The following is a 10,088-nucleotide window of genomic DNA, read 5'->3' as shown; positions in this document are numbered from 1 at the left end:
CGGGTGAAAACTTCAGCGACGACCCTATGCAGGCCTGGACTGACCATGCCCGGGGCCATGACGAGGATATCAGCCGTGAGCAGCATTCCCTGCTGGCGGACAAGACCGAATGGTATGCCCCTGACGGTGCCGTTACCGACGAGTACCGGGAAAATCGTGATGTAGCCATGGGACTGCCCATGCGACAAGGAGAGCTTGACAGGATGTCCGAGACAAACAGACCGGCGCACCGCCGGGAGACCAACGACCAGAGCCGTCAGCACATCAGCGGCGCGCCACTGTTGCGGGGTATGGACACCGACCTGGGATTTGCCGACAGCGATGAAATGCGCCTGTTTCTGGAAGAGGCCGGCCAGACCCTGAAAGCCACCGTGGAAGGTTTGCTGACCCTGCATCAGGGCGAGGACAGCCGCCATCAGGCCCTGCGCACCCGGCTGCAGCCCATCGAGGACAACCCCTTGCGCCTGGGTGAGAACTACAAGGATACCGTGCAGACCCTGTTTGCCAGTCAGCGCAGCCCGGTACACCTGTCGGCGCCTGCGGCGGTGAGTGAAAGCCTGCAAAGCCTGCATCATCACCAGGTGGCCACCCGGACTGCCATCCGCGAAGGGCTGGACGCCATTCTCCACGCTTTTTCCCCGGAAGCGTTACTGCGCCGTTTCCACGGCTATCGCCGCGGGCTGAAAACCGATGAAGACGAAAGCAACTGGGCATGGGAGATGTACCAGCATTACTACCGGGAACTGAGTTCCAGCCGTCAGCAGGGATTCGAGCGCCTTTTCCAGGAGGTGTTTGACCAGGCTTACGATCAACAACTGCGCCAATTACAGAGGGAGAACCTGTCGTGAAGTACTGCAAATGGAGTTTGCTGGTCGCCATTCTCGTTTTGGTGGGGTGTAGCACCCCCTATAACGCCGTTACCAAAACCGCTAAGGTGATATGGGACCCGGACATCCCCGTGGGCTATCCGGAAGACCTGCCCAGCCGCGTGGACCTGACCATGCTGGCGGAGCCGGATGTGAATCCCAACGAATCCCTGGCGCCCACGCCGATCGCGTTCCAGATCATACAGATGCGGGACAGCTCGCGGCTGATGGCGGCGGATTTCGATCAGTTGCTGGGTGAGTTGGAGCCATCCCTCGGCCGCAACTACGTGGACCACAGCGATTACACTCTGGTGCCGGGACAGTTCAAATTTATTGAACCGTTCGAGATTGCCGAAGACACCCGGTTTATTGGTGTGATCGCCTTCTATGCCTACCCCAACCTGTCCCAGTGGAAGAAGGTGGTGAAGGTGGACCCTATCGGTGGTCGCTACCACCTGCTGGTCAACCTGCGCGAGCGTGAAGTCAAACTCAGAAGGTCGGATGAGCCCTGATGTCTGCAACCAACAGAGTCGTCTGGAGTGATGGGCTGTTCATCAAACCCCAGCACTTCCAGCAGCAACAAAGATACCTGGAACACCAGATCAACGAGCGGGCTGTGGCGGTTTCGGATTACCTCTATGGTTTCAGCGATCTGGAGCTGAATGCGGAGTACCTGAGTTTTGGCCGGGTTGGCCTGGTGAGGGCCAGCGGCCTGTTCCCGGATGGCACGCGATTCTGTCTGCCCCAGGATGATGTGATGCCGGAGCCCCTGGAAATCACCGACGCCTCCGTGGCCAATCAGGTGGTGTACCTGGCCCTGCCACTGGGCAGTGAGAGCCTGGCGGAAGTGGAGTGGCCGGAGGCGGCCACTGCCGGCCGCTTCCGCGCCCAGAGCGAGGAAATCCGTGACCTGCATTCTATCGACGGCGATTCCCACACCATCGACGTGGCCCGTGTGGCTCCGAAGCTGATGTTGGAGCGGGATGATCGCAGTGCCTATGCAGCCATGGCCATCGGCCGGATCCTGGAAAAACGGCCGGACGGCAGCCTGGTGATGGACCCGAACTTCATTCCCACCATGCTCAGCGTACGGGCGGCGCCCAGGCTGCAGCGGTTCGTGGGAGAAATGGCCGGGTTGATGCGGGAGCGGGCCAAGAACATCGCCGAGCGCGTAGGTGCCCCCGGGCAGGGCGGTGTGGCGGATGTGGCGGATTTCATGCTGCTGCAGATGCTGAATCGCGCCCATCCCCGGTTCCTGCACCTGGCGCGGCTGCGGCAGTTACACCCGGAGCGTCTCTACGAGGCATTGCTGGAGTTGTGCGGCGAACTGGTGACCTTCACCGATGAGAACCGCCTGCCCCAGGAATACACCGCCTACGATCACGACCTGCCGGAGGACTCGTTCACGCCGCTGATGCAGGTGCTCAGGCAGTCCCTCAGCACGGTGCTGGAGCCGCGGGCACTGGCTATCCAGCTACAGCAGCGCCAGTACGGTCTGACTGTGGCACCTATCCAGGATGCACAGTTGATCAGTCAGGCGGAGTTCATCCTTGCGGTGAAAGCGGATATGCCGCTGGATGACCTGTGCAAGCAGTTCACCCAGCAGTGCAAGGTGGCGTCGGTGGAGAAAATCCGCGATCTAATCAGTCTGCAACTGCCGGGGATTCCGCTGTCGGCACTTCCGGTGGCGCCCCGCCAGTTGCCGTATCACGCCGGGTTTGTGTACTTCCGGCTGGACGACCAGAGCCAGGCCTGGCAGATGCTCGACAACGCCAGCGGCTTTGCGTTCCACGTGGCGGGAAGTTTCCCGGGAGTGGAAATGCAGTTCTGGGCAATCAGGAGCTAGATCATGGCAGATGCACCGGTGATGGATGCACCCAATGGCAACATGGAAGCAGGTGGCAGTGCGTTTGATGACCTGATGTTCGGGGACAGTACCCCCCACGGTCGCGTGGGCGACCAGGGCTTCGGCAAGGAGCAGTTCCAGCTGCGTGGCCTGGAGGATAACCGGCTGATTGATGCCGCCACGCCCCTGCTAGGGCTGGTTATCCGGGTGCGCAGGCTGGCGGATTTCCACGGTGTGGAAAGCCTGTACCAGCAGGTGGTGGACGAAGTGGCCGCCATCGACCGGGAACTGGTTGAACAGGGTTACGAGCGCCCCACCGTAGTGGCCTACCGCTACGTACTCTGCGCCTTTATCGACGAGGCCGTGCTGGGCACCGACTGGGGCGCCCACAGCATATGGTCCCAGCACTCCCTGCTGTCCCGTTTTCACAACGAGACCTGGGGTGGTGAAAAGGTATTTGCCATTACCGCCCGCATGGAGCAGGAACCTGCGCGGTATCGCGACATGCTGGAATTCATCTACCTGTGCCTGTGCCTGGGATTCGAGGGCCGCTACAAGGTTATGACCAACGGCCGGGATGAATACGAACAGATTCTCCGCGGGCTGTGCGAACAGATTCGCGGACTGCGTCGCGATGAGGAACCACAGCCGCTGACCAGCGCGCTGGACAACGTTACCCCTGCCCGCAACCGGTTGCGAACCGGCCTGCCGCTGTGGGGTATTGGTGGGCTGTTTGTGGCGGTCATGGCCGGGGTATACACGCTTTACAACATAGCGCTGAACGAACGCATCAGGGATGTGCTCAGCGTACTGGAACAACTCCCGAAATAAGGAGATCACTGTGATTCGGGTAGAACTGCCGGCGTTGATTGGGCGCCTCAACGAGATTTGTCGCCAGGGCCTGGAAAGCTCGGCGGCCCTGTGTATAAGCCGCCAGGGTGCCGAGATAACCCCAGCCCACCTGGTGTTCAAGCTTCTGGAAACGCCGTTTACCGACGTGCGCCAGATTCTGGAGAGCACCGGTATTGATCACCACACCCTGCAACCGGTAGTGGGTGACAGCCTTAATGGCGAGCCTCAATCCGCCGAGCCGTACCCCTCGTTTTCGCCGTTGCTGATCGAACTGCTGCAGGACGCCTGGCTGATTGCCTCCACCGAACTGGGCCACACCGACCTGCGTTCCGGCGCCATCACGCTGGCACTGCTGATGAACGCAGACCGCTACCTGATGCCCCGGGTCAGCAAGCGTCTGAAGGACATCAACCGGGAACAACTGCGCCGGCAGTTCGATTCCATGACCCGGGGCTCGGTGGAGCAGCCCCGCGCCGAAGATGGCCCCGGTGCCGCCAATCAGGCGCAGGTGGACATGGACCCGCTCAAGCGCTATGCCGCCGACTTCTCCAGACTGGCCCGTGATAAAAAGCTGGACCCGGTGGTGTGCCGCGACACTGAAATCGACCAGATGATCGATATCCTCTGCCGTCGCCGCAAGAACAACCCCATCGTGGTCGGCGATGCCGGCGTGGGCAAAAGCGCCGTTGTTGAAGGCCTGGCCCTGCGCATCGTTAATGGCGATGTGCCAGAGCGCCTGACCGGCGTGGAACTGTGGACCCTGGACATGGGCGCACTGCAGGCTGGTGCCTCGGTAAAAGGTGAGTTCGAAAAGCGCCTGAAAGGCGTGATCGAAGCAGTAAAAAGCTCCGCTACACCCATCATCCTGTTTATTGACGAAGCCCACACCCTGATCGGTGCCGGCAACAGTGAAGGCGGCTCCGACGCCGCCAACCTGCTCAAACCGGCCCTGGCCCGTGGCGAGCTGCGGACAATCGCGGCCACCACCTGGCGCGAGTACAAGAAATACTTCGAGAAAGACCCGGCCCTGAGCCGCCGCTTCCAGCCTGTTGCGTTGGACGAACCCACACCGGCCCAGGCGGTACATATCCTCCGTGGCCTGCGCACCGTTTACGAAAAGGCCCACCGGGTCCTGATCGCCGACAGCGCCCTGAAAGCGGCCGCCGACATGTCCGCCCGTTATCTGGCGGGTCGCCAGCTTCCGGACAAGGCCATCGACGTGCTCGACACCGCCTGCGCCCGGGTCAGTCTCAACCTGAGCACACCCCCGCGTCGCCTCAGCCATGTCCGCAGCGAACTGCACCAGTTGGGCATGGAACAGGACCTGATGACCCGCGAACAGACCCTGGGGCAGCCCATCGACCACCAGCGCGAAAGCGAACTGGTGGAGTGCCTGGAAACCCTGCAGGTGGAAGCGGAGGAGCTGGAACAGAGCTGGAACGACCAGCGGGAACTGGTGGCACGCCTCGTGGATATTCGTGAGCAGCTACTGAGCGAGGATACGATGGATGCAGAACCGGAAGCATCGGCGGAAGAAGCCACCCCTGAAACCGGCGAAGAGCACCCGGACCTGAAAAGCGAAGCCGCCGCCATTGAACAGGAACTGGTGGAACTGCAGGCGGACGAGCCACTGGTACACGCCCGCGTTGACGCCCGCCAGGTAGCCGAAGTCATCGCCGACTGGACCGGTATCCCGGTCAACCGCATGACCGCCGACGAACTGGAAAAAATCACCCGCCTGCCGGAGTACCTGCAGTCCCATATCAAGGGCCAGGACACCGCCATCGGCGCACTGCACCAGCACCTGCTCACCGCCCGCGCAGACCTGCGCCGGCCGGGCCGCCCCATGGGCGCCTTCCTGCTGGCCGGCCCCAGTGGTGTGGGTAAAACCGAAACCGTAGTACAACTGGCTGAACTGCTCTACGGCGGCCGCCAGTTCCTCACCACCATCAACATGTCCGAATACCAGGAGAAGCACACCGTCTCCCGCCTCATCGGTTCACCACCGGGCTACGTGGGCTTCGGCGAAGGCGGCATCCTCACCGAAGCCATCCGCCAGAAGCCCTATTCGGTCGTGCTGCTCGACGAAGTCGAAAAAGCCCACCCGGAAGTCCTCAACCTGTTCTACCAGGCCTTTGACAAAGGCGAACTGGCCGACGGCGAAGGCCGCCTGATCGACTGCAAGAACGTGGTGTTCTTCCTCACCTCGAACCTGGGCTACCAGACCATCGTCAGACACGCGGACGAGCCGGCAAAAATCGAAGAAGCGCTCTACCCGGAACTGGCCGACTTCTTCAAACCGGCACTGCTGGCACGCATGGAAGTCGTGCCCTATTTGCCGCTGGGGGAAGACACCCTCAACCGCATCGTTGCCGACAAGCTCGAACGCCTGGCCACCCAGATCGGCGACCGTTACCACACCGAAGTGGCGCTGGAAGACGGTCTGGTGGAAGCCATCCGCAGCCGCGCGACAAGAAGCGAAAACGGCGCGAGGATGCTGGAGTCGATTATCGAGGGTGAACTGCTGCCGCCGGTGTCGCTGGCGTTGCTGGAAAAGCTGGCCGCGAGAGAGCCGGTTCAGCGCGTCACACTGGGCGTAGAAGACGGGAAATTCACCGGGGTTGTTGCTTAAAGCTACGCGAAAGTAGCGGGTGCTGGGGCTCGGCTTTCCAAAACCCTGCGGAGCCATGGATGGCGGAGCGGAGCGTACAAGGATGTATTCACAGCGTGTTTTGGAAAGCCGAGCCACAGGGCCTGCGGTCGGCGAACTCAACATCTCAGGGAATAGAAACATGGGACGGATGCAGACGGAACTGCACACCGGCATAGACATGGCGGTGGCATTGATCCGACAGGATAATCTGCCGGCGTTGCTGAAAACCGCCACCAGACAGCTGGAAAACACCTTCGGCCTCACCCGTTGCTGGTCATTGGAACTCGACCTCAGCGGCCGCACACTCCAATGTGCCGCACTGGGCGAACAGGGCGAATTTGACTGTGGCGACTTCAGCCACCCCTTCGCCCACCTGCTGCAACAGGGCAAGGCAAGGGAGCTGTCACGGGCCGCCAGCTACCGCCTCGACCACGAAGGCTTCCAGGCCATGGTCGAAGCCAGCAACCGGCCCCGGTCATTCTGGCTCGAACCCCTCAAAGGCAAAGACGGCCGCACCCTCGGCATCCTCGTGCTTTGCAACGAAGAACCGGAGTGGGAAGGCATCACCGCTCAGCCACTGTACCGGGGCCTGCTGACCCTGCTGTCCCATCAATGGGTCAGCCAGTTCAAAACCAGCGACCAGGTCTGGCAGCAGCGCTTGCTGAAACGCTCACTGGACCACCTCCACGATGCCGCAACCGTGCGCCAACGCTGCGAACAGCTGGCGAACACCCTGGTCGGCAACTCCAAAGCCATGACCGACCTGCGAGCCCAGATCGTTCGGGCCGCCGGCAGCCAGCTTTCGGTACTGGTACAGGGCGAAACCGGCTGCGGCAAAGACCTGGTGGCCCAGGGCATCCACCGCTTCTCGAACCGGGCAGAAGGGCCCTTTGTCGTAGTCAACTGCGCCGCCATTCCGGACTCACTGCTGGAAAGCGAACTCTTCGGCCACACCAAAGGGGCCTTTTCCGGTGCCGACCGCGCCAAGGAAGGACTGCTGGCCCAGGCGGACGGCGGCACCCTGTTCCTTGATGAAATCGGCGACATGCCCCTGGCCCTGCAGTCGAAACTGCTGCGGGTGCTGGAAAGCCGTCGTTTCCGACCGCTCGGCGCCCAGCAGGAACAGCATTCAGACTTCCGTCTGGTGGCGGCGACTCATCAACCACTGAGCAGTTGCATTAAAGAAGGCCGCTTCCGGCGTGACCTTTTGTACCGCCTCAGCCAGTTCCCGTTGCAGGTCCAGCCATTGCGGGACCGTCCGGAAGACCTGGAAGCCCTGTGCCGGCATTTCATTCGCGAATATACCGCCCGGGAAGGTGTCGGCCCCATGGGTATCAGCAGCCATGCCTTGAGCATGCTGGCCGGCTACAGTTTTCCGGGTAATGCCCGTGAATTGCGAAACATCGTCGAATTTGCCTGCCTGCAGACACCAGTGGGCGACGATATCCAGCCGGAGGTACTGCGTCTGGATGACCTGTTCCCGAGCCAGGAAACCGGTGTTCCCAGCGATGTTCAGGTCCAGATGGTTCCGGGCTTGCCCCGGGCCGACCAAGTGGATGATCTCCGGGCGGCAGCCCAGGCATTTGAGGCCGCCGTCATCCGCGAACGCTTGCGACAGTATGGTGGTAACCGGGCCCAGGCGGCAGAAAGCCTGGGGCTGCCCAAACGCACATTGGCCCATAAGTGTCTGAAATATCGAGTGACTGAATCGTGAAACCGTTTATCCGGAGTAACTGTTTTTTTGCCGCTACGCTCTGCCTTTTTGGCCTGATAGTTTCTCTGAGTGCCAGCGGAGACAGCAGACAGCAGTCGGCGGCGGCCCGGGACTGCACCACTGAAAGCCAGCGTCTGGAGCGGCTGGCCTGTTTCGATGAAGTATTTGGCACGCCTGTCGCGGTGGCGGTTGGAGATGCCATCGGTGGAACCCAGCCGGAACAATGGCGACAGGCCTTTGCCCAGGAACAGCGCAGACAGCCGGGTGACGGCCCGCTTTATCGGGATACAGCAGAGCAGGCCGGGCATCTGGTAACCCTGAGTGCATTGGGGGCGCAGCCTCCAAGGCCGTTACTGGCAGTGCAGTGTCACAACAACATCACTGAGCTCACCCTGATGCTGCCCGAGACGGTTAAAGAAGAGCGGGTGACCGTTGATTTTGGCCATGGACGGCAGATCTGGCGGGTTCGGGATGACGGCTTTGTTATCAGCGGCGGCCGTGGCTTGCCTGCCATTCGCACGGTCCGGGAAATGTCTGCAGGTTCGGGCATCACTGTGGCCTCGTCCAGTGGCGAGATCGACGGGCTGATGTTTGATCTGCAGGGATTCCGGGAAACACTGAAGCCGCTGCGGGAAGCCTGTGGCTGGTAAACGTTGAAAATCCGAAGCGCTATCTGAAGGACAGGGACTGGACATGCAGGCAGTGGAACAGCATCCATACGTTGAACAGGTTTTGAGTGTCTTTCCTGGTGAGAGCGCCACAGGTGAAAACCTGATGGACGACGCCACCATGGAATACCTTGAGAACGAGATCATGAAGGTGGGCTCACTGGCCCACACGGGAGTTGAGTGGGGCAGGGTGGAAAGTGAATCGCTACGCCTGCTGTCGGACACCAGCAAGGATCTCAAGGTATTGGGGTTTTTGCTGCTGTGCCTGCAACGCGGCGGCAACGGCGAGCGCTTTGCCCTGTCGTTGTACCTCTTGCACCGGGTATTGGACAGCTGGTGGGACGACGCCTGGCCTTACCCGGGTGACAAGGGTAAACGCGCCCGCAGGATGCTGATGACCCAGATTCTGCAGCGCACCCTCAAGGAAGTGGCGATGTTGAACTTTGATGGTGATGTGGGGGACGGCCGCGAGTTCTGCCTGACCATCGTCGGCAAGCTGATGGAGCAGGCTGGCGCCCGCGAGCTGCCAGATAAGGGGTTGTCCGATCTGCGCAGGGCAGTGGAGAAACTGCCGTTGCCCTTCGACAGGCCAAAGCCATCTGAAACGACGGAAAAACCCGGAACAGCAACCCCTTCGTCCCCGGCCGGACCGCCTGCCTCTCAAGGAAGCAGCGCATCTTCCGCGTCTCTGGGAAGCCTGACTCTCGATCCGGCAAACGAGCGGGCTACCCGCCAGAGCCTGCTGAAAGTGGCGGATATGCTGACCGAAACCACACCCGCCGACGCCCTCGGTTATCAGCTCCGTCGCTACGCCATCTGGCAGACCATCACCTCGGTTCCTCCCGCCCTTGAAGGTATCAAGAGCGACCTGGCCGCGGTGAGTGCAGACCGGGTGGCGGACTACCGGGAGAGCCTCTCGAAATCGCCGGATCTGGCTCTCTGGCAGCGCATCGAACAGAGCCTGTCAGTGAGCCCTTTCTGGCTGGAAGGCCACTGGCTGAGTGCGCAGGTGGCCTCCGCCATGGGGCACGATACCTGTGCCGAAGCCATCCGCACAGCGGTTAAAACCTTTGTTGAGCGGTTACCGGACCTGGCGGACATGACGTTTAACGATGGCACGCCCTTTCTGCCCAAAGCAGTGGCTGACTGGATGCTCAGTGGGCCGGCGAGAGGAAGTTCATCAGCCGGTGGCGCGAGCGCCTGGGAGCAGGCATACGAAGACGCCCAAGGCGTGATGGAACAGGAGGGCCTGGTGCCGGCGATGCAACTGCTGGAAGAGGGCCTGGAAGCGGCCCGCGAACCCAGGGACCGGTTCTACTGGCGGCTGATGAGTAGCCAGCTGATGAAAGACAGCGGCATGAAAAGCCTGGCGAAACAGCAGGTACAGGATCTGCGCGAGCAGACCCGGGGCATGAGCCTTGAAGACTGGGAGCCTGGCCTGGTGGCCCGGCTGGACAGACTTGCGTAAACAAAGACGGACTAATTGACA

8 protein-coding genes are annotated in these 10,088 nt (G+C 61.4%); all 8 read left to right on the top strand.

Annotated elements, in window-relative coordinates; all coding sequences use genetic code 11:
• Positions 1-848: type VI secretion system-associated FHA domain protein TagH (tagH, locus tag ACESMB_RS00910; protein WP_372970732.1), on the top strand; the 848-nt coding region annotated here is incomplete at its 5' end.
• On the top strand, positions 845-1,378 hold the full coding sequence (gene tssJ, locus ACESMB_RS00905) for a type VI secretion system lipoprotein TssJ (protein ID WP_372927150.1): 534 nt from the start codon (positions 845-847) through the stop codon (positions 1,376-1,378). The genes tagH and tssJ, both read left to right, overlap by 4 nt.
• Positions 1,378-2,712 carry a type VI secretion system baseplate subunit TssK gene (tssK, locus tag ACESMB_RS00900; protein ID WP_372970731.1) on the top strand — a complete coding sequence of 445 codons (1,335 nt, stop codon included), beginning with the start codon at positions 1,378-1,380 and terminating at the stop codon, positions 2,710-2,712. The genes tssJ and tssK overlap by 1 nt, the downstream gene beginning before the upstream one ends.
• Positions 2,713-2,715: 3 nt before the next feature.
• A complete protein-coding gene (gene icmH / locus ACESMB_RS00895; protein ID WP_372970730.1) occupies positions 2,716-3,543 on the top strand; it encodes a type IVB secretion system protein IcmH/DotU in 828 nt (275 codons plus the stop codon).
• A gap of 10 nt (positions 3,544-3,553) precedes the next feature.
• Entirely contained in the window at positions 3,554-6,196 is a 2,643-nt protein-coding gene (gene tssH, locus ACESMB_RS00890; RefSeq protein WP_372970729.1) for a type VI secretion system ATPase TssH, read from the top strand.
• A gap of 169 nt (positions 6,197-6,365) precedes the next feature.
• Complete coding sequence (locus tag ACESMB_RS00885; RefSeq protein WP_372970750.1) at positions 6,366-7,931, top strand: sigma 54-interacting transcriptional regulator; 1,566 nt, start codon at positions 6,366-6,368, stop codon at positions 7,929-7,931.
• Entirely contained in the window at positions 7,928-8,581 is a 654-nt protein-coding gene (gene vasI, locus ACESMB_RS00880; RefSeq protein WP_372927146.1) for a type VI secretion system-associated protein VasI, read from the top strand. Before ACESMB_RS00885 ends, vasI begins: the two co-directional genes overlap by 4 nt.
• Positions 8,582-8,624: 43 nt before the next feature.
• Entirely contained in the window at positions 8,625-10,067 is a 1,443-nt protein-coding gene (gene tssA, locus ACESMB_RS00875; RefSeq protein WP_372927147.1) for a type VI secretion system protein TssA, read from the top strand.
• The last annotated feature ends 21 nt before the right edge of the window (positions 10,068-10,088 follow it).

This window comes from Marinobacter sp., assembly GCF_041686475.1.
In the GTDB taxonomy this organism is placed as follows: domain Bacteria; phylum Pseudomonadota; class Gammaproteobacteria; order Pseudomonadales; family Oleiphilaceae; genus Marinobacter.
Note: the sequence above shows the minus strand (reverse complement) of the source record. Positions and strands in the feature narration are given on the sequence as shown.